The following is a 20,705-nucleotide window of genomic DNA, read 5'->3' as shown; positions in this document are numbered from 1 at the left end:
AAAATGACAAAGAAGATTTTAATAGTAGGTGATCTCATTACGCTTAAAAAAAAAATCTTCCTTTTGATTAGTAACGTAAAAGATGAACTGCTATTTTTGGCATCTGATTAAATTATAGAATAAACTTAGCAAAGATAAATCACAATTTGAGGTTTGTAGTTTTAAATCTACAACGTTGTAGATTTATTGGCACAGTAAAAAAAGCCTTGTAGTACTTTGCAATGCTATATTTACGTTATAAGGTTAAAAGCAAAGTACAAAACGTATGAAGGTAGGGGTAATTGGTTTATGTAGTTTTACAATGGATTTTGTGAACCGTGCGATCGGGGCTGGGCATCAGGTTTTATTAAGTTCTACCCGCGAAAATCGTCAGTTTAAAGATATGGCTGAGACTTTGGGAAAGAATGTAAAATTGGTAAGCAAAGACGAAGCCGCAAAAGCCAGCATTTTGATAGTGTTTATTCCGCGTGAAGATGTTGGATTGTTCCTGACAGATTTGCCAGATATGAACGAAAAAGTAATCATATACGAGAGCAATCCTATTTTTAGTTTAGAATGCTTGAAGCCAAATTCAAAATCATCACCTGAAATTATTGTTTCTCTTTTGCCGGAAGCTCATGCTATAAGAGTGCTTAATATCGTTAATCCAGAAGTGTTTTCTGCAATAAACCAAAAGCAGAATGCTGATGAAATATTTTATACTGGATTGAATAAACAGGCAAAGAATAAAGTCAAAACATTTTTTAAAAGCCTAAATCTCGTAGGAGTAGATTTTGAAGAATTGTACCAACTTCCAGTGCATTCCTGTTTCCTGAATTAAAGAGGAATATAGTATGAAACCAGCTTTTAATAATTAGATTATTCAACCTTAAATGTCCCAGAAAGGCTAATTTTCTGGGACATTTTTGGTTCTATTTCTTTAGAAAATTAAAATTTAATCTAAATCGGTTTTTAATACAGCTCCCGTACTGGCATTGGTCACTAAAGCTCGGTATTGTGAAAGCCATTTAGAATTTAAAGGTTTTTTCAATGGTTTGAAATTGGCTTTTCTTGTTGCGATTTCTTCATCACTTAAATTAACAGACAAAATATACTGATCTACATCAATATGAATTTCGTCTCCATCTTTAACCAGACCAATCATTCCGCCTTCTGCCGCTTCTGGAGAAACGTGTCCTATAGAAGCGCCTCTGGTTGCACCGCTGAATCTTCCGTCTGTAATCAAGGCTACAGAACTTCCAAGTCCCATACCCATAATCAAACTGGTTGGCGAAAGCATTTCCTGCATTCCCGGTCCGCCTTTTGGGCCTTCATAACGAATAACTACTACGTTTCCTGCTTTTACTTTTCCCATCATAATTCCGGCAATTGCTTCGGCCTGACCGTCAAAACAAACCGCTTTACCTGTAAACACGCGGTCTCCTGTTAGTCCTGCTGTTTTAATAACAGCACCTTGTTCTGCGAGATTTCCATACAAAATAGCCAATCCGCCCACTTTGCTGTACGGATTATCAATGGTATGAATGATAGTGGTATCTTTAATTTCGGCATTCGCAATTTTTTCCAATAATGTTTCGCCTCCAATCGTAAGATTATCAATTAAAACACCCGAGCCTCTTTTGTTTATTTCTTTCATAACTGCATTTACACCGCCAGCTCTATTGATATCTTCCATATGAACGGTGCTTAAACTTGGCGAAATCTTGGCAATATGGGCAACATTTCCAGAAATGGTATTAATGTCTTGCAGTTTAAAATCGACATTGGCTTCGTTGGCAATTGCAAGCATGTGTAAAACGGTATTGGTACTTCCGCCCATTGCCATATCTACCGCAAAGGCATTACGAACGGCATTTTCGTTTAAGATATTTTTCAATTTGAATTTCTCTATTAAATGCTGATCTTTAGCAATGTCACAGATTCTCCTTGCTGCTTCGCGATACAATTGTTCGCGTTCTGGTGTCTGAGCCAAAATAGTTCCGTTTCCAGGCAGTGCAATTCCCATTGCTTCCATCAAGGTATTCATAGAATTTGCGGTAAACATTCCAGAACAGCTTCCTCCGCTCGGGCAGGCGTTACATTCAATATCGTACAACTCTTCGTCAGAGATTTTTCCAGCTTCGTGTTTTCCAACCGCTTCAAATGCTGTTGCTAAGTCAATTGCTGTTCCGTTTTTAGTGTAACCTTTAGACATTGGTCCACCGCTTACAAAAATAGTCGGAACATCAACGCGTAAAGCGCCCATGATCATTCCTGGAACAATTTTGTCACAGTTTGGAATTGCGATCATGGCATCCAATTTATGCGCATTCATTACGCTTTCTATAGAGTTGGCGATAATTTCACGACTCGGAAGCGAGTACAGCATTCCGTCGTGTCCCATTGCAATTCCGTCATCAATTCCAATTGTATTGAATTCAAAAGGAACGCAGCCATTGGCTCGAATTTCTTCTTTGATAATTTCAGATACTTTATTTAAGAAAAAATGTCCCGGAATAATTTCGATAAACGAATTGGCCACTCCGATAAAAGGTTTGTTGAAATCTTCGTTTTTCAAGCCCGTAGCTCGCAATAAGGATCTGTGAGGAGTTCGTTGAACGCCTTTTTTTACTTCATCACTTCTCATGATAGAAAATGTTTTTTAATGTTGTTTTTTTGTCTTTTGATAGTTAACAGATTGTTTAGATCTGTGATTTTATCCTGCTTAATGTTTCTGGCGAAATATTAAGATATGCGGCAAGATTGGCATTGGACAATCTCTGAATAAGTTCTGGGTTGTTTTTAAGAAGGTTTCGATACCGTTCGGCAGCATTTTGTGTCAACAAACTGCTAAGTTTTGAAGTAATAACCGTTAGACCATATTCTAGAATATAGATATACATTTTGTCCCATTGCGGAATGGTGTTGCGAAGATGAAAAAAATCGTCATAAGAAATTGCCAAAAGCTCCGAAGCTTCTACAGCTTCAATATATTCTGTACTTGGTTCTCTAGAAATAAAACTAACAATTGAAGTTAGAAAAGTACCTTCAAAAGCCATAAAACGAGTCGTGATATTATGATCTTCGGTGCTGTAATACAATCGCAGGCAACCTTTTTTTATAAAATAGATTTTATCTGCCACGTTTCCACTTTTAAGCAGCGGTTCATTCTTTTTTACTTGTATTAATTTAAAGCGGGAAAGAATGGTGTTAAGGTCATCGTTTTCCAGTTGTAATCTGCTTTGAATTAAGGTCTCAAGTTCACTCATCATTTCTCAAAAATTAATCATTTCCAAAAATAAAGCTAATAAGGGAGAAAAACATTGACGAATGTCAAAATCGGTTTAAGAATGAATATAAATAAAACTTTACGCCTTAATGAGCAATTTTTCGATGGATGGAAAAAGAGACTTAAAGTATAATCTCGAAAAGCCGCTAATGCGCAAAGTTTTGAAGTTTTAATCTCCTCAAATCTGCAGAATCTGCGTGAAACAAAAACAAATCTGTAATTTAGTAAAATGAAAATCAAACTAAAACAATCTTCTTTTCTTGAAAAGGGAATCAACGAGCCGTATTACAACATTTTAATGTTTGATGGAGAAGTGGCTTTTTCTGTTGATTTAAGCGATTACGAATGCCAAGGGAAATGCCTTTTGTTTTTAACGCCATATCAGTTATTGCAATGGAAAAATTCGACTGCATCTTTTATAAATATTCTCCGTTTTCATGGCGATTTTTATTGCATTGAATACCATAAAAAAGAAGTGGCTTGTAACGGAATTTTGTTTAATGATATTTATAGCGAACCTTTTGTAACGGTTTCCGATTTTATTTATGAAGAAATCATGAGTATTATGGAACGAATGAAAAGGGTAGAAGACTCTAAACTCGATTATGATAATTCGATTCTAAAATCGTATTTACAGGTTATTCTCGCCTTGAGTAGCAAAGAAAAACAGCTCAAAATGTCACCACAGATTCAGGAATCTATTGGAAATGCTGATATTTTGAAATTTCAGCATTTGTTAGACACTCATTTTCTTGAAGCCAAAGAAGTCGCTTTTTATGCTTCTAAGTACAATTTAAGTGTGAATACTTTCAGTAAAAGAATCAAAAAGCATTTCGGAAAATCGCCTTCTCAGCTTATTCAGGACCGAATTGTTTTGGAAGCCAAGAAACAACTGCATTTAACAACGAAGACGATAAAAGAAATTGCAGACGATCTTAATTTTGAAGACGAATTTTATTTCAGCCGATATTTCAAGAAAAGTGTGGGCATTTCGCCTAAAGAATTCCGAAAAGAAGTTGGCATTTCTATCGTGGCAAAATAGTCCATGAAAACTCCTTTTAGTCCATTTTTATCCAGATAGCAGTATAGTAATTTTGGTATGTATTTAAAACAGAATCAAAATGGAAAAATTTATACGATTTATTGCTGGTGGACAAAACAACTTTATTCACTTTTTAAGAATTGCCATATTTGTTGTAATGGCTTGGATTGGCGGATTAAAAGCTTTTAAATATGAAGCTGACGGAATTGTTCCGCTAGTTGCCAATAGTCCGTTTATGAGTTTCTTTTATAAAGATGCCAATAAACAAGTTGTGAATGAGGATGGTAAAACCGTCAAAGCCTATACACTTTACAAAAACGCTGAAGGTAAAACTGTGGAGAAAAACATTAAATGGCACGAAGCCAACGGAACTTATATTTTCTCTTACGGATTAGGAACTGTTATTGTGACCATTGGCTTGTTGGTTCTTTTAGGAATCTGGTTTCCTAAAATAGGCTTTTTGGGCGGACTTCTAACGTTCGGAATGGCATTTGTAACCTTATCGTTTTTAATTACAACACCCGAAGTTTACGTTCCGAATTTGGGCGGAGATTTTCCAACACCAGAATTTGGTTTTCCGTATCTTTCTGTCGGAGGCCGTCTGGTTCTCAAAGACATTATCATGATGAGCGGCGGATTGATTGTAGCTTCAGACAATGCAAAGGAAATTTTAAAACGATTTTACGCTTGATCAAAATAAAAAAAGCTGGGCAAGGGCTCAGACTTGCACAGCTTTTTACAAAAACTCAAAACTAATTATTCATATTTTAAATATTTCAGGACATCTACTTTTGTTGCCTGATAGGCTTTTGCTAAAACTATGCATAAGGTTAGAAATAATAAAAGCAAAAAGGAAAGTAGAAACGGCAGCATCGGAATTTCGATTCTAAAAGCAAAATTATTCAGCCATTTCTGCAATAAAACATAGGCAGGAAATACGGCAATAAGAAAACCTATTGCACAGTAAACTACATATTGTTTAGACAGTTCTTTTAATAAGATATTGGTTTCTGCGCCCAAAGTTTTTCGAATCGCAATTTCTTTCATTCTTCTTTGAATGGAATAAGATGCTAAAGCAAATAATCCAAAAAGGGCAATAAGAATCACAATTACATTGAGTAGAGAAAACAGATTTTTCTGCTTTACATAAGACTCGTAGGTTCTAGCATATTCCTTATCGACAAAATCATATTTAAATGGATATTCTGTGTCGATTTTTGACCATAATTTTTCTATGCTTGCAATGGTATTTTCGGAGTCATCCATTTTTAATTTAATGAAAACTTTGTTGATGTCACGCGCCATTCCTAAAGTCTTTAAATGAAAAAAGGAGATGGGAGGCACTTGCATTTCTGGACTTAATAAATTAAAATCTTTTACAATACCAATGATTCGTAATTTTTGTCCTCGTATGATCAATTCTTTACCAATTGGGTCTTTAATATTCATCTGTTTTAAAGCACTTTCATTTATGATAACCGAATTGATAGTGTCAGAAGCTAGTTTTCGATCAAAATTTCTCCCTTTTACCATTTTAATATTGAGCATCTCCAACATGCCATAATCTAATGCAATTGTTCGTTCTTTAAAAAGTTCATCATTATAGAGAACGGGATTGATAAAATTATCAGAACCGTCAAAAGCAATAAGACCAGTCGAAATTTCCTGAACACCTTTTATTTTACTGAGCTGTTGTTTTATGAGACTGTATTTGCTGTAAATATTTTTTTCTACATTTTGGTTTTCATATTCTGCTGGCGGAAAATTTAATGCCACAGAAATGACCTGATCTCCTTTAAAACCAAGATCTTTATTTTGTAAATACCTGATTTGTTCATAAACAATATAGGAGCCAATTATAAAAAAGGCAGCAATTGCAAATTGAAAAATCAGCATTCCGTTGCGCAACCAGATTCCGTTTTTACTTCTTCCAAAATTTCCTTTTAGAACTTTCAAAGTTTCAAAATTGGCTACGTAAATAGATGGAAGTAAGCCAGCTGTAAATACTGTAATTATAAAAATTAGAATTAATTGCCAGTAAAATTGATTGCCCAATAGAATGAGATTTTTGTTTAAGAAATTGTTGTAAAACGGCAAGGCTATTTCTACAATAACTAAAGCCAATAGAATTGAAAATGAAGTTATTAAAACTGTTTCAAAAAGGAATTGATAGATAATATTTGTTTTGGAAGCGCCTGTAATTTTTCTCACGCCAACTTCTTTAGCTCTTTTTACAGCATTTGCGGTAGCGAGATTAATATAATTAATAATTGATAAAATGAGAATCAAAATGGATAAACCCATCATAATCATTAAAAATTGATAATTGCCTCTGCCTTCAGGATAACCGTCTGTTATTGACTGTAATCTGGCTTTCGAAAGCGGTTCTATTACGACATTAAAATATCCTACTTTCTTTCCCATGTCTTCAAACGTAAAGCCTTCTTGTTTTGCTAAGCGTTTGATGAAATCGTAATTATAGATTCGTTCCAGTTTTTTTCTTGTAATTTCAACTTTTGACGGATCTTTAACTTTTAGCAATAATTTAAAAACAAACGGATTTATTACAGAGTAATCCATCTCTTTCTCAATTGTATTGATTATAACATTTGGCGCGATCGATGAGTTTCCCGGAATTCGATAAACTGCGCGAACAGAAAATACTTGATTAAAGCATTCAATTTGTTTTCCAATTGGATTTTCGTTTCCAAAGATTCTTTTTGCAATATTATCTGAAATGGCAATGCTAGAATCGTCTTTAATGGACGAAACAGCATTTCCTTTTATGATTTCAAAAGGGAAAAAGGAAAAAAAGTTGCGTTGTACATTAATAATTTTATCTACAAATTCTTTCTTTCCTTTGTAAACAATTTTATCTTTTTGATACCAATCTTCCCCATACATTGCGGTTTCAATATTTGGATCTGCATCCAAAGCTGGTTTCAAAAATAAAGCACATTCTGACCAAGATGTCATGCCACTTAATTGCACTAAAACCTGATACACCTTATCTTTTTCTGGATTCCAAGAATTGTAGTTTTGTTCGTCGTTCCAATACAAAAGCGCGAAAATTAAGCCTGAAATTCCAATTGATAATCCGAGAATATTGAGAGCAGTAAAAAGCTTGCTGTGTTTGATTTGATAGATAAATGTATTGATCCAGTTTCTTAACATTTTGTTGGTGTTTTTATGGTTGGGTGGTTAGTTTCATATAGATTTACTTCGCCTGTTTGCTATCGCTCGGGTTGCCGATTCTAGCAGATTGTTTTTAATCAAAAAATAGTCTGCTAGAATCTGCCAAAACCCTATTAACCCCGAGAACTATGGGAAGCGTGAAATAAAAAAAGCAAATGGGTTACTCGTATTTTAAATATTTCAGCACATCTACTTTGGTTACTTGATAGGCTTTTGCCAAAACAATTGTAAGGGTTAGAAACAACAGTGATACAAAAGCAAAGAAAAACGGCAGAGGCGGAATAGTAATTCTAAAGGCAAAATTTTCAAGCCATTTTTCTAGCAGTAAATACGCTGGAACCATTCCGATTAAGAAACCTATTACACAGTAAAGCACATACTGTTTGGACAGTTCTTTCAGCAAAATAGTGGTATCTGCGCCGAGCGTTTTTCTAATTGCAATTTCACGCTGTCTTCTTTCCATTGAAAAAGAGGCTAGAGAGAATAATCCGAAAACGGCAATTAAGATTACGATGATATTTAGCAAACCAAATAAATCTCTCTGATTCTCGTATTTTTTGTAGGTTCGAGCATAATTTTTATCTACAAAATTGTATTCAAAAGGATATTCAGAGTCTATTTTTTGTATCCATAATTTGTTGATTCCTGCGATGGTTTCCTTCATGTTGTCTGGTGAAACTTTGACAAAAATATGACGTATATCGTCTTTGACTCCGTTGATTTTTGTGACATAAAAAAACATCATTGGACCAATTTGGCTTTCCATTCCGAAGTAATTAAAATCATTTACAATTCCGACTACTTTTACTTTTTGATCTCTCCATACGAGTGTTTTATTCAGAGGGTCTTTTTCGAGAAGTAGTTTTGATGCAGTTTCATTTAACAAAACAGATGAAATACTGTCAGATGAAAAAGCAGGATTTAATTTTCGCCCTTTCAAGATTTTCACACCCAGCATATCGAGCATTTCAAAATCCATTGCCATTTCTTGTATCAAAAAAGGAGGGATGTTTTTGTAACTCGCACTTGACCAGGAATTTTCTTGAGTTCCCATGGCAAATAAAGCTGTAGAAACCGCTTCTACACCGTTTATTTTACCAATCTCTTGTTTAATTCTTTTATAGCGTTCATATTGTGTTACATCTTTTTTTGGTTTAAAAGTAATGTCTAAAACCTGAGCTCCTTGAAAACCAAGATCTTTCTCAGCCATAAAATTAACTTGTTTGTACACAATAAAAGATCCGATAATGAAAAAAGCAGCTACCGCAAATTGCAAAACCAACATTCCGTTACGGAGCCAGATTCCTCTTTTACTGCGAGAAAAATTGCCTTTTAAAACTTTTAAAGCTTCAAAATTTGAAACATAAACCGCAGGTAGAACTCCAGAAGCTACAATTACAAGTAAAGTGATTAAAATTAATTGAATGTAAAACTGAGAACCAATTAAAACCAGATCTTTATCAAGAAAAGAATTGTAAACAGGAAGCGAAATTTCGACAATTACCAAAGCTAATAGAACTGAAAAAATGGTAGTTAAAGCGGTTTCAAAGATAAATTGCGATACAATTTGTCCTTTTTTTGCGCCAGTAATTTTTCTAACACCAATTTCTTTTGCTCTTTTTATGGCGTTTGCCGTAGCGAGATTAATGTAATTTACAATTGAAAGCGATAAAATCAAAATAGACAATCCCATTAAAATAATAATGTACTGCAGTTTTCCGCCTTCTTCAGGAAAAGGAAAATTGCCTTTGTACATTCGTGCTTCAGACAGCGGAAGCAAACTTGATTTTACAGGTTCTCCATACTTTTTTATAAACTCAGCAATCGGTAAACCTTCTTGTTTTGCATACACTTTGGTGCAATTATCAAAGAAAAGCTGATTGATCGTTTTTATTACTCCTGGAGTTGCTTTGGGATTTTTTATTTTAAGGACAAGTCCGTAATGATAGCTCCATTCGTTTTTTGTTCTTTTTAAATCGTCTTCAATTAAGGTAGTAATGGCATTTGGCATTACCGAAGATTTTTGTGATAGTTTATAGACGCCTCTAACGGTAAAAATCTGTCCTTCATACTTTACCAGTTTTTCTAACGGGTTTTCATTTCCAAATAATCGCACGGCAGTTTCCTCAGATAAAGCAATACTGTTTCTGTCTTGAAGAGCTGTTTTCGCGTTTCCATACATAAATTGAAAAGGAAAAAAGGAGAAAAAATTACTTTGAGCCGTAAAAATTTTGCTGATCATTTCCTTTTTGCCATTATACGAAATAACATCTCTCGCATAATCGCCATAGAAATAACAGTAACTGTCTAAATCTGTAGAAACAGCTTTTAGCATTGGCCCTGTCGTTGCAGCGTTTGATGTCCAGACATTATTATTGCCAATGTCATTTAAGACCGAATAAACTTGATCTTTTTCGGGATTCCACTGATCGTAAGAATGCTCGTCGTTCCAATAGAGAATGGCAAAAATTAAAGTGGCCATTCCTATTGATAATCCTAATATATTAAGAATCGAAAACAGTTTGTTGTTTTTGATCTGATAAATAAATGTGTTAATCCAATTTTTAAGCATCTTACTCGTATTTTAAGTATTTTAAAACATCCACTTTTGTTACTTGATAGGCTTTTACTAAAACTATTGTCAGCGTAAGGAAAAGCAAAGACACAAAAGCAAGAAAAAAGGGTAGAAGAGTGATATCTATTCGGAATGGGAAATTTTTAAGCCATTTCTGCAGTAATAAATAAGCAGGAACAATTCCGATAAAGAAACCAATTATACAGAATATGACGTATTGTTTAGACAATTCTTTCAGTAAAATATTGGTTTCAGCGCCAAGTGTTTTTCTTATTGCAATTTCTTTTAATCTTCTTTCCATAGAAAAAGAAGCTAGGGCAAACAGCCCGAAAACGGCAATTAGAATCACAACAACATTCAATAAAGCAAATAAGTTTCTTTGATCTTCGTATTTTTTATAAGTGCGCGCAAAATTTTTGTCTACAAAACTGTATTCAAAAGGATATTCGGCATCTACATTTTTGACCCAGAAATTCTTTAGCGAAGCAATAGTCTGATCCATATTTCTAGGAGAAACCTTTACTGTAATAGATTCGATGTTTCTCTGTGTCCATTTTTGGGCATTGATATGAAAGAAGATCATCGGACTAATTTCTTTATCAAGACCAGAACAATGGAAGTTCTTTACAACTCCGACCACTTTATATTTTTCGCCCTGCCAATCGATGATTTTGTCCACAGGATTTTTTTCGTTCATTGTTTTAGCTGCCACTTCGTTCAGTAAAACATTAGAAATCGTATCAGAAACTAGTTTATCGGTCAGGAATCTTCCTTTTAGCAGTTTAACGCCTAACATTTCCAGCATTCCAAAATCTGAACCCAATTGCTGAATGATAACTTCCGGATTATTTTTATAATGCAAACCGCCTCTGGAGCTCCAATCACTTCCAATAGAAAAAGCTGCCACAGAAACCGCTTCAACACCTTGAATTTTCTTCAGTTCTTGTTTTATGCTTTCGTATCGCTCAAATTGACCTTTGTCTTTTTGTTCCCTAAAAGAGATATTCATTAACTGTGACCCATTAAAGCCTAAATCTTTTTCTACCATAAATTGAACTTGCTGATACACAACAATAGAACCGATGATAAAGAAAACAGCAATTGAAAATTGTAAAACAAGCATGGTATTTCTAAGCCATAAACCATTTTTGCTGTGCGAAAAATTTCCTTTTAGAACATTCAAAACCTCAAAATTTGAAATGTAAACCGCAGGAAAAACGCCGCTTACAATAACCACAAGGGTAAAGATTACAACAAGCTGAAGATAAAACTGAGATCCCGCAAGAACCAATTCTTTGTTTAAAAACTGATTGTAAAAAGGCAGAGAAACTTCGACAATTACGAGTGCCAATAATAAAGCAAAAAGCATGGTTAAAGCAGTTTCAAATACAAATTGAAGTACAATCTGTCTTTTTGTAGCACCAATAATTTTTCTCACACCCACTTCTTTTGCACGTTTTATAGCATTAGCGGTAGCTAAATTGATATAATTGACAATTGACAGCAATAAAATGACAATAGATAATCCCATTAAGATTCGTAAAAACTGAAGGCTTCCTGTTCCTTCTGGAAATGGATAGCTTTCATTGTGGAGCCTAGAATTTTCAAATGGAACTACTATGGTTTTCAAAGGTTCTCCGTATGTTTTTATAAATAGTTCAAGAGTCATGCCTTCATTTCGTGCCTGTCTTTTATAATTTTTTTCTAAGAATATTTCATCTAGAGCTTTTTTTACCAGTGGAGCGTCATTCTTTTTTTTCAGTTTTAGCATTAAACCATAATTGAAGCCCCAATGATCTTTATTTCTTTCAAGACTTTCTTCAATACTATTGGTAACCACGTCAGGCATGACAACCGATTTTCCAGGTATTTTATAAACACCACGAACTATATAGGTTCTGTCATCATATTTTACCTGTTTTCCGATTGGATTTTCATTCTTAAAAAATTTAAAAGCAGTTTCTTCAGAAAATACAATGCTTTGAGGTTCTTGAAGCACAGTATTCGGATTGCCGTATTTGAATTGATATGGAAAAAAAGAAAAGAAACTCTTTTGTGCAGAAAAAATCTTATCTACAATTTCTGTTTTGCCATTATATTGAATCGTCTCCTTTGAGTAATAATCAGTAAAATAGCAATAATTTTCTACATATGGAGTAGACGATTTTAGAAGTGGCGCTGTAATAGCAGAGTTTGTAGCAAAAATATTTCCTTTTCTCACATTATTCATAACAATAAATGTTTTATCCTTCGACGGATTCCATTTATCATACGAATATTCGTCGTTCCAGTACAGCGTTGCAAAGATTAGTCCTGCAATTCCGATACTTAAACCAAGAATATTTAAGATGCTGAAAAGCTTGTTATGCTTTAATTGATATATAAATATATTAATCCAATTCTTTAGCATAAACTAGTTGTTAGCAGTTACCAAAACGTCCACATTTCTATGATTTACTTTTTCAGAAAGGATTTCGCCATCTTTCATTAAGATAGTTCTTTGCGAAAAAGAAGCATCGTAATCGGAGTGCGTTACCATCAAGATTGTCGAACCGCTGGCATGAAGATCGGTTAGTAATTCCATAACCTCATTTCCGTTTCTGCTGTCTAGGTTTCCTGTTGGCTCATCGGCCAGAATAATTTTCGGATTATTGATTAAAGCTCTTGCAACGGCTACACGCTGCTGTTGTCCGCCCGAAAGCTGTTGTGGAAAATGTTTCAATCTGTGTGCGATTCCTAGAATTTTTGCTATTTCGTTTACTCGCGATTTTCTTTCGGCAGAAGGAACATTACTGTAAATTAAAGGCAATTCGATATTATCAAAAACAGATAATTCATCAATTAAATTGAAATTCTGGAAAATGAATCCGATGTTTTCTTTTCGGGCTTGCGCTCTAGATTTTTCCTTTAAACCCACCATTTCCTGATCCAGAAGTTTGTAGCTTCCGCTAGAAGCGCTGTCTAGAAGTCCGATAATGTTTAATAAAGTTGATTTTCCGCTTCCAGACGGTCCCATAATCGATACAAAATCGCCTTGATTGATGGTTAGCGAAATTTCGCTTAATGCTTTGGTTTCTAATTCCTCAGTTCTAAATACTTTTGAAAGTTTAGTAATGGTAATCATAATTTGACTGTTTTAATTTTTGATTGATTTCTTTTAAAATTTTTATGCCCTTTGGAATGACAGAAACAAGTCTGAAAATTAAGATAAATTATTTTTAATTTATCGCTATTTATTTTGTTATTTGTACTTCCGAAAGGGGTTAATAATTAATGATTTACAAGTTCTAATGTGATTTTCGTGCCAGTAAATTAAACATTGTAAACACCTTGTTTTTAAGGGATTATTTTTCAATAAAAATTTAAACTGTCCATAAGTGGACACCTTTCGTCCAAAACTGAACAATAATGAAAAAGACCAACGCATCTATTTTAATCATCGACGATCAGGAAGACATTCTTTTTGCATCAAAAGTCTATCTGAAAAAGTATTTTGAAAACATTTATACCCTCAATAATCCGAAAAATATTGTCGAATTATTGGCGAAAAATGCCATCGATGTTGTACTGTTAGACATGAATTATAGATTAGGATTTGAAGATGGAAGGGAAGGTTTGTATTTGCTGAAGGAAATAAAAACGCTTTCGCCTAAAACGGTGGTAATTCTAATGACCGCTTTCGGAAAAGTGGAAACGGCTGTTGAAGGTTTAAAATCGGGTGCTTTTGATTATATTTTGAAACCTTGGGAAAATAAAAAGCTTTTAGAATCGGTAAAACAAGCTGTAGATAGAGCCCGAAAAGAACAGAAGAAAACTAAAGACATTGAGGTAAAAGAGGACTTTTTTGTTGGCAGTTCTGAAATTATAAAAAAGGCTTATTCGCTGGCAGATAAAGTCGCAAAAACCGATGCTAATGTTTTGATTCTAGGTGAAAACGGAACAGGAAAATTTGTTCTAGCACATCATATTCATACCCAATCTGAAAGAAAAAATCAGTCTTTTGTTGCAGTTGATTTGGGGTCTTTAAATTCGAATATTTTCGAAAGCGAATTATTTGGTTATGCCAAAGGCGCTTTTACCGATGCTAAAACGGATACAGCGGGACGTTTTGAAATGGCGCAAAACGGAACCATTTTTTTGGATGAAATAGGAAATGTGCCACTTCATTTGCAATCAAAATTGCTTCAAGTCATTCAGACAAAAACCGTAACAAGGTTGGGAGAAACGAAAGCAAGACCTTTGAATGTGAGAATTATTACAGCGACCAATTTGAACTTAAAACTAGAAGTTGCCGATAAAAACTTCCGTGAAGACTTGTATTATCGCATAAATACGATGGAAATTGTTTTGCCTCCGCTAAGGGAAAGGCACGAAGATAAGATTCCGCTTGCCGAATATCTTTTGGATAAAATGATTGAAAAATATAACCGTGACGAAATTACTTTTGATAAAAAAGTCTTGGAACAGATTGAAAAACACGCATGGAATGGAAACATTCGAGAAATGGAAAATAAGATTGAACGTGCAGTTATTCTTTGCGAAAATAACACCATAACGGTTTCCGATCTAGATTTAGAAACGATTACGGCTTATGAGGAAAACTCAGACGATATTCAGCTTTCTTCGGTTGAAAAAGCAACGGTTGAAAAAGCACTTCTCAAAAACAACAACAATATCAGCAAAACGGCCGAAGAATTGGGGTTGTCAAGAGGAGCACTGTATCGACGTCTGGAGAAATTTAATATCAATATCGACTAATTATGTTAAGGACTTTACAAACTTATAAACTCCTTTTTCTACGATTAATTTTTATCGTGATCGGAATCGAATTGTCGCTCTATTTCTTTAGAATTGGTTTGCTTTTTACAGGAATTTTTGGTCTCTGCATGGTTTTTCTGTTGGGCAGAGAAATGTATTTTTATGTTAGAAATATGGTCTTGATTTATAACAAAACCATCTCTTCGATATTGCAGGATGATTTTAGTTCTGATTTTTCTAAGCATAAATTCAACAGTACTTATAATGAGCTGTTCACTTTGTATGAAACCTTAAAAAATAAACAAAATGAGCAAGTTACAAGAGATATTATTTATCGTTCGATTTTAAACAACATAGAATCGGGTGTTATTATTTTGCAGAAACAAGAAAAAGATTGGAGTATTTTTTTGATGAACGATTATTTTTCGAGTCATTTTAATGTCCCGAAAGTTTCGAAATGGAGATATCTTAAAAATCAGCTGCCGTCTTTGTGTGAAATAATCGAAGAAGATGATTTTCACGAAATTAAAACTTCAATCGAGATTAGTATAAATGAACAAAGCAAACAAACCTTTGTTTTGCAAGCTTCACGAACTGAAATTTTCGAACAGGATTATTTTATTGTTTTGCTAGATTCGATTCAAAATGTGGTAGAGAAAAAAGAAAAAGATGCGTGGATTAATTTGATGAAAGTGATTTCGCATGAATTGCTAAATTCTATAACGCCAATTCGTTCGATTTGCCAGAACTTGGAGGATTTAGTAGAACAAGATTCGCTTTCGACAGAAGACTTAGAAGACATAAAAAACAGCGTGCAGACAATGTTGAGGCGAAGTGATCATTTGCAGAAATTTGTTGAAGGGTACCGAAAACTGGCCATGCTTCCTTCGCCTAAAAAAGAAAAAACAGAATTGCAGCACTTAGTTGAAAACTGTATTCAAGTTATGAATCCGTTGTTTCGAAAAAGTAATATCGAAGTGATCAATGCTGTTAATCAAAACTATCTAATAAATGTCGATTCGCAGCAGATAGAGCAAGTATTGATTAACTTATTGACCAATTCGATTAATGCTTTAGAAAACAGTGATGTGAAGCAAATTTCGATTTCGGCGGAAGCCAAAAACAATCGTATTTTTATAAAAGTTTCAGACTCTGGAAAAGGAATCGAAAAAGAAATTGAAGACAAGATATTTCTTCCGTTTTTCACCACCCGAACCGAAGGAGCAGGAATCGGACTTACTTTGTCTAAAAATATTATTGAGGCGCACGGCGGTTATATTTCGTATAAAAGCGAAAACAATAGCACTGTTTTTGAGATTTCTTTGGTTGAAGATTAACAGAACAACGTTTAAAAAGTGTTTTTAAAATTTGGCTAATTTTTTTTGTTTAAATTTGTGAAAGAGGAGTTGCCAAATTGACTCTTATAAATAAAATAATACTAAATTAATGAGTACAAATCCAACTTCTGCAATAGCTTCTAGTTTTCTTAATGATCTAAAAACACGAACTGCTGATTCTCATAAAAAATTAGAAGAACTTCCTGTTTCAAAGTCCATTATGTCGCCAGACATGAAAATTGAGGAATATGCGAAATACTTAAATTTGATGCATGATGTTCATCAAGATACAGAGGAAACTATTTTTCCTTTGTTTGCTAACCTGATTGACGATTTAGAACAAAGAAGAAAAAAACAGCTTATAGAAGCAGATCTTTCATTTTTAAATTATGAATTGACTCCTTTTGAGACAGTTTTTAAAACTAAGGAAATTTCGGTTCCTTTTGCGCTTGGTATTTTATATGTGGTTGAAGGTTCCACACTGGGTGGAAGATTTATTTTAAAAAATGTTTCAAAAGTGCCACAACTTTCAGGAGATAAAGGCGTTTCTTATTTTAATGGTTATGGAGAAAAAACAGGAAGTTTCTGGAAATCTTTCTTGAATTTTCTTTCTGAATACGAACAAGAAAATAATTGTGGAGATAGTATTATAGAAGGAGCTGTATTTGCTTTTGATAGTATTTATAATCACTTTGAGAGCAAATAAAAAGAATGAAATTTAAGGATATAGTTAATCGCGATATCGTTACGTTAACCAACTGTGAGCATGAACCTATACACATACCAGGTCAGATTCAGCCTCACGGTTTTTTGCTTGGTATAACACTGCAATGGAAAATAGATTTCTGTACAGAAAATGTTGTTGCTTATTTTGGTATTTCGCACACTCAAATGTTAGGAAAAGATTTTGCAGCAGTTTTTGGAGTTACCGCCGAAAATGAAATTTTAGCTTACACAAACGGAGATGAGTTTAAAGACGCTTTTCCTCTGGAGATAGAATTGTTGGGTAGCTTATTTCAAATAAACATTCATAAAAGTGAAGGAATTTACATTCTTGAAGCTGAATTACTGTTTGCTGACCAAGAAAAACTTGCTAATGCTTACAAACAAACGATTCAGTTTGTAAGTCAGATGAATAAAACCACCTCGCTTAAAGATCTCTGCGCCCTTGTAGCACAAGGAACGCGCGAAATTACAGGTTATGATCGTGTAATGATTTATCGTTTTGATGAACAATATAACGGAGAGGTTTTTGCCGAAGATTGCAGAGAAGATTTAGAACCTTTTTTAGGATTGCATTACCCGCATACCGATATTCCAGCTCAAGCAAGAGAATTATACATTAAGAATCTGTTGAGGCTGATTGTCGATATTGATTATGAGCCTGTTCCAATTTATACGGTTGATGATAAAGAGGGAAAAAATCTCGATTTAAGTCTTTCTATTTTAAGAAGTACATCACCGATTCACGTAGAATACCTGAAAAATATTGGAGTTGGCGCAACATTGACGATTTCTCTTATTCATCATGGAAAATTGTGGGGGTTAATTGCATGCCATCATTATTCAAAGAAAAATATATCTCCTGAAATTAGACTTGCAGCAAAACTTCAGGGGCAGTTTATTACTTCTCAAATAGATATTAGACAATCTAATGATGAGTATATTAGTGCCCAGAAAACGAATCTAGCATTAGAACAGTTGACTAGTTTGGAGCTTCCTGTTTTAAAAGAGTCTTTAGAAAAAATTGTTAATGCTCCACAATTGTTAGAAATCGCAAATGCTTCTGGTGTATCTATTATCACTAGAGATAAAATCTATAAAAATGGTTTAACGCCATCTGATGAACAAATTATTGATTTACTCAGACATCTCAAAAGTAAAAATAATAGTGATTTTTTCTCAACGAATAAGATTAGTGACCATTTTCCAGAATTTGATGAAAATTCTAATTTCGCAGGAATTATTTACCATTCATTAGGTAGCAATGGGCATGTAATATGGTTTAGACCAGAAACGATTTCAGAAATAAAATGGGGAGGCGATCCAGAAAAAAGAATTGTAAAAGACAGTAAAGGACTCCATCCAGGAAACTCATACAATATTTATAAACAAATAGTAAAAAACCAAAGCAGTAACTGGAAACTCTATGAAATTAATGCTGCTTCTCAATATACTCATACTTTATACAATCATTTGATTTTGATAATGTTAAGTGAAGAGGAAGAGAAGTATCGTAGTCAAAGTGAAATTTTGAAAGAAACCAATTCTGAGCTTGAAAACATCAACTGGATCAGTACGCATGATTTGCAGGAACCGTTGCGTAAAATTCAGCTTATTACTTCTAAAATGCTTTCGGAACTAGATGTTATTTCTACAGAATCAATTTCGAATTCTTTGCAGCGCGTTTCTAAATCTGCCAACAGAATGAGTGGCTTGCTGGAAGATATTCTGAAATATACCCGTATAAAAAACACAAGAGAGAAGCTGGAAGAAGTAGATTTAAACAAAATACTGAAGTCTACGATTAAAGAAATGCATGAAACTATTGCAGAAAGTCAAGCCATCATTGAGCATGAAAATCTTCCGGAAGTTCACGCTATCAGTTTTTTAATGCGCCAGTTGTTTAATAATATTCTTCAGAATTCAATCAAATATGCTTCCTCAGAAAGACAGCCTAAAATTGTAATCACAGCTTCTCAGGAACCTGTTCTGATACACGATAGATACAAAGTATATTGTCACTGGGTTCGTTTCTCTGATAATGGTATTGGTTTTGAACAGCAATATGCAGAATCTATTTTTAAAGTTTTTACAAGACTTCACACGCAAGAACACTATACAGGTTCGGGCATTGGACTTGCTTTATGTAAAAAGATTATGCAGACAGTTGGAGGAGATATCCAAGCAGAAGGGAAACCAAATCAAGGTACCGATATTATTATTTATTTCCCTTGCGATCCCGAAGACACACTTTTGCCTTTGTAAATAAGTTTTTTTTCACGCAGATTCAGCGGATTTAAATAGATTATAAAATAAAATCTGCTTAAATCTTTTTAAATCTGCGTGAAATCTTTTAAAATATTAGTTTTTTCTAATCAGCATTTTTAATTTTTTACTTTTAAAATTGACTTCAGAAATAATAGTGGCCGAGAAAATTAAAGTTCCGCCCAAAAGCAGTCGCCATGAAAGGTTTTCTCCTAAAATGAAAAACGCTCCAATTGCCCCAAAAACAGGTTCGAACAAATAAATAACCGCTACACGTTCTGCCGATAAATAACGTTGTGAAATGTTTGAAACCGTGTACATAAATGCTGTAGAAAACAAAGCGCAGTAAACAGCACCCAGCCAAAACGTATCGTTTTTAGGCAACCAAACCGCTTGCGAATCTGTAAGTGCAATACAAAAAGTAAATAAAGCACAAAACGCAAACATAGGAACAATCGAGTACAAAAGATTTTTGGCAGCAGAATGTTTTTCGACAGAAATCAAATAAACGGCAAAAGCAAATGCGCCAGAGATGGTAAATAAATCGCCGACGTTTATGGTAAATTTATCTGTTATAGCAATAATAAATAATCCCGTTAAAGCAGTGAGAGCGGCAATCCAAATCTTTAAAGGCGTATTTGTTCTGTAAATCGCCAACTTCAACATCGGAATAATAATTACTGTTAGTCCTGCGATGAAAGAACATTGTGAAGCATCGGTATATTTTAATGCGGTCGTCTGCAATTGAATCCCTAAAAACATGGGAACGGCAAGTATAAAACCGGTTTTAATAGCTTCTCGATTAATGTCTTTAACGTATTTCCAAAAAACAATGCTCAATACCATTACGGCCAGCAGGAAACGATAAAATAAAAAAATGTTGAGTGAAAAGTGGCCAATTGCCATTTTGGTAACGGAGTAAGAAACTCCCCAAAAGGCAGTGCCAAGAATTAATAGAAATAATAGTAGCTGTCTTCTTTCCATTTTAAATCAATACTTTTTTCATCATTAAATCAGTTTGTTCATCGTTGCCTAATCTAAAAATATGAGTGTCAAATTGTACAAAACCATTTTTAGTGTAGAAACTTACTGCTCTGAAATTCTTTTCCCAAACGCCTAGCCACATATACGAAGCTTTTATTTCTTCTGCAATTTCTTCTGCTTGAGCATATAATGCCTGTGCGACTTTCTTGCCATGAAATTCTTTTGCGACATAAATACGTTCTATTTCTAAGGCGTTTAAATCTTCTTTTTCGGTTTGAGCATCGGCTGTATTCAGTTTCAGGTAACCCACTACTTTTTGGTCTAAAACAGCTAAATAGAAATAGGATGACGGATTGTCCAGTTCGGCAGCCAATTTTGCTGTTGCGAAGCTTTCATCCAGATATTTTTTCATGTTTTCTTCGCTGTTTACATTGGCGAAGGTTTCAGAAAAGGTTTGTTGGCCAATTGATTGAAGTTTTAAAACGTCATCGATTGTTGCTGGAATTATTTTTAGCGTATTCATTTTTATTTCTTTAATGCGTTAAAAGCTATTTTTTG

Annotated in this window: 15 protein-coding genes; 7 read left to right on the top strand and 8 right to left on the bottom strand. The window is 34.1% G+C overall.

The window, feature by feature from the left end; translation table 11 throughout:
- Nucleotides 1-265 precede the first annotated feature (265 nt).
- Nucleotides 266-820, top strand: a complete 555-nt coding sequence (locus tag BSF41_RS00190; protein WP_095927521.1) for an NAD(P)-binding domain-containing protein — start codon at nt 266-268, stop codon at nt 818-820.
- A gap of 114 nt (nt 821-934) precedes the next feature.
- Here BSF41_RS00190 and ilvD read toward each other — a convergent pair whose 3' ends face one another.
- Together ilvD and BSF41_RS00180 are read right to left on the bottom strand one after the other, a co-directional pair.
- Nucleotides 935-2,626, bottom strand: coding sequence for a dihydroxy-acid dehydratase (ilvD, locus tag BSF41_RS00185; protein ID WP_095927520.1), 1,692 nt, complete (start codon nt 2,624-2,626; stop codon nt 935-937).
- 55 nt (nt 2,627-2,681) lie between these two features.
- Nucleotides 2,682-3,251 (bottom strand): Crp/Fnr family transcriptional regulator, encoded by a 570-nt coding sequence (locus BSF41_RS00180; protein ID WP_095927519.1) that lies wholly within the window; start codon nt 3,249-3,251, stop codon nt 2,682-2,684.
- 246 nt (nt 3,252-3,497) lie between these two features.
- On the opposite strand from BSF41_RS00180, the gene BSF41_RS00175 reads away from it, so the two are divergent.
- Both BSF41_RS00175 and BSF41_RS00170 read left to right on the top strand, forming a co-directional pair.
- Nucleotides 3,498-4,310 carry an AraC family transcriptional regulator gene (locus tag BSF41_RS00175; RefSeq protein WP_095927518.1) on the top strand — a complete coding sequence of 271 codons (813 nt, stop codon included), beginning with the start codon at nt 3,498-3,500 and terminating at the stop codon, nt 4,308-4,310.
- Nucleotides 4,311-4,389: 79 nt separating this feature from the next.
- On the top strand, nt 4,390-5,001 hold the full coding sequence (locus BSF41_RS00170; RefSeq protein WP_095927517.1) for a DUF417 family protein: 612 nt from the start codon (nt 4,390-4,392) through the stop codon (nt 4,999-5,001).
- A 65-nt stretch (nt 5,002-5,066) separates the two neighbouring features.
- Here the strand turns inward: BSF41_RS00170 and BSF41_RS00165 are convergent, their stop codons facing one another.
- The 4 genes from BSF41_RS00165 to BSF41_RS00150 form a co-directional block, all read right to left on the bottom strand.
- Nucleotides 5,067-7,484 (bottom strand): ABC transporter permease, encoded by a 2,418-nt coding sequence (locus tag BSF41_RS00165; RefSeq protein ID WP_095927516.1) that lies wholly within the window; start codon nt 7,482-7,484, stop codon nt 5,067-5,069.
- Between the two features lie 181 nt (nt 7,485-7,665).
- Entirely contained in the window at nt 7,666-10,077 is a 2,412-nt protein-coding gene (locus BSF41_RS00160; RefSeq protein ID WP_095927515.1) for an ABC transporter permease, read from the bottom strand.
- A gap of 1 nt (nt 10,078) precedes the next feature.
- Nucleotides 10,079-12,490 carry an ABC transporter permease gene (locus BSF41_RS00155; RefSeq protein WP_095927514.1) on the bottom strand — a complete coding sequence of 804 codons (2,412 nt, stop codon included), beginning with the start codon at nt 12,488-12,490 and terminating at the stop codon, nt 10,079-10,081.
- A 3-nt stretch (nt 12,491-12,493) separates the two neighbouring features.
- Nucleotides 12,494-13,204 (bottom strand): ABC transporter ATP-binding protein, encoded by a 711-nt coding sequence (locus BSF41_RS00150; RefSeq protein ID WP_095927513.1) that lies wholly within the window; start codon nt 13,202-13,204, stop codon nt 12,494-12,496.
- A gap of 284 nt (nt 13,205-13,488) precedes the next feature.
- On the opposite strand from BSF41_RS00150, the gene BSF41_RS00145 reads away from it, so the two are divergent.
- From BSF41_RS00145 to BSF41_RS00130, 4 genes are all read left to right on the top strand, one after another.
- Complete coding sequence (locus tag BSF41_RS00145; RefSeq protein ID WP_095927512.1) at nt 13,489-14,838, top strand: sigma-54 dependent transcriptional regulator; 1,350 nt, start codon at nt 13,489-13,491, stop codon at nt 14,836-14,838.
- Between the two features lie 2 nt (nt 14,839-14,840).
- Nucleotides 14,841-16,175 carry a PAS domain-containing sensor histidine kinase gene (locus BSF41_RS00140; protein ID WP_095927511.1) on the top strand — a complete coding sequence of 445 codons (1,335 nt, stop codon included), beginning with the start codon at nt 14,841-14,843 and terminating at the stop codon, nt 16,173-16,175.
- Between the two features lie 109 nt (nt 16,176-16,284).
- A complete protein-coding gene (locus BSF41_RS00135; RefSeq protein ID WP_095927510.1) occupies nt 16,285-16,881 on the top strand; it encodes a biliverdin-producing heme oxygenase in 597 nt (198 codons plus the stop codon).
- Between the two features lie 5 nt (nt 16,882-16,886).
- Nucleotides 16,887-19,163 (top strand): ATP-binding protein, encoded by a 2,277-nt coding sequence (locus BSF41_RS00130; protein WP_095927509.1) that lies wholly within the window; start codon nt 16,887-16,889, stop codon nt 19,161-19,163.
- Nucleotides 19,164-19,259: 96 nt separating this feature from the next.
- Here BSF41_RS00130 and BSF41_RS00125 read toward each other — a convergent pair whose 3' ends face one another.
- Entirely contained in the window at nt 19,260-20,147 is an 888-nt protein-coding gene (locus BSF41_RS00125) for a DMT family transporter (RefSeq protein ID WP_095927508.1), read from the bottom strand.
- Nucleotide 20,148: 1 nt separating this feature from the next.
- Complete coding sequence (locus BSF41_RS00120; protein ID WP_095927507.1) at nt 20,149-20,670, bottom strand: GNAT family N-acetyltransferase; 522 nt, start codon at nt 20,668-20,670, stop codon at nt 20,149-20,151.
- Nucleotides 20,671-20,705 lie beyond the last annotated feature (35 nt).

Source organism: Flavobacterium sp. ACN2 (genome assembly GCF_002303885.1).
Classification (GTDB): Bacteria; Bacteroidota; Bacteroidia; order Flavobacteriales; family Flavobacteriaceae; genus Flavobacterium.
This window is presented reverse-complemented; position numbering and strand designations above follow the sequence as displayed.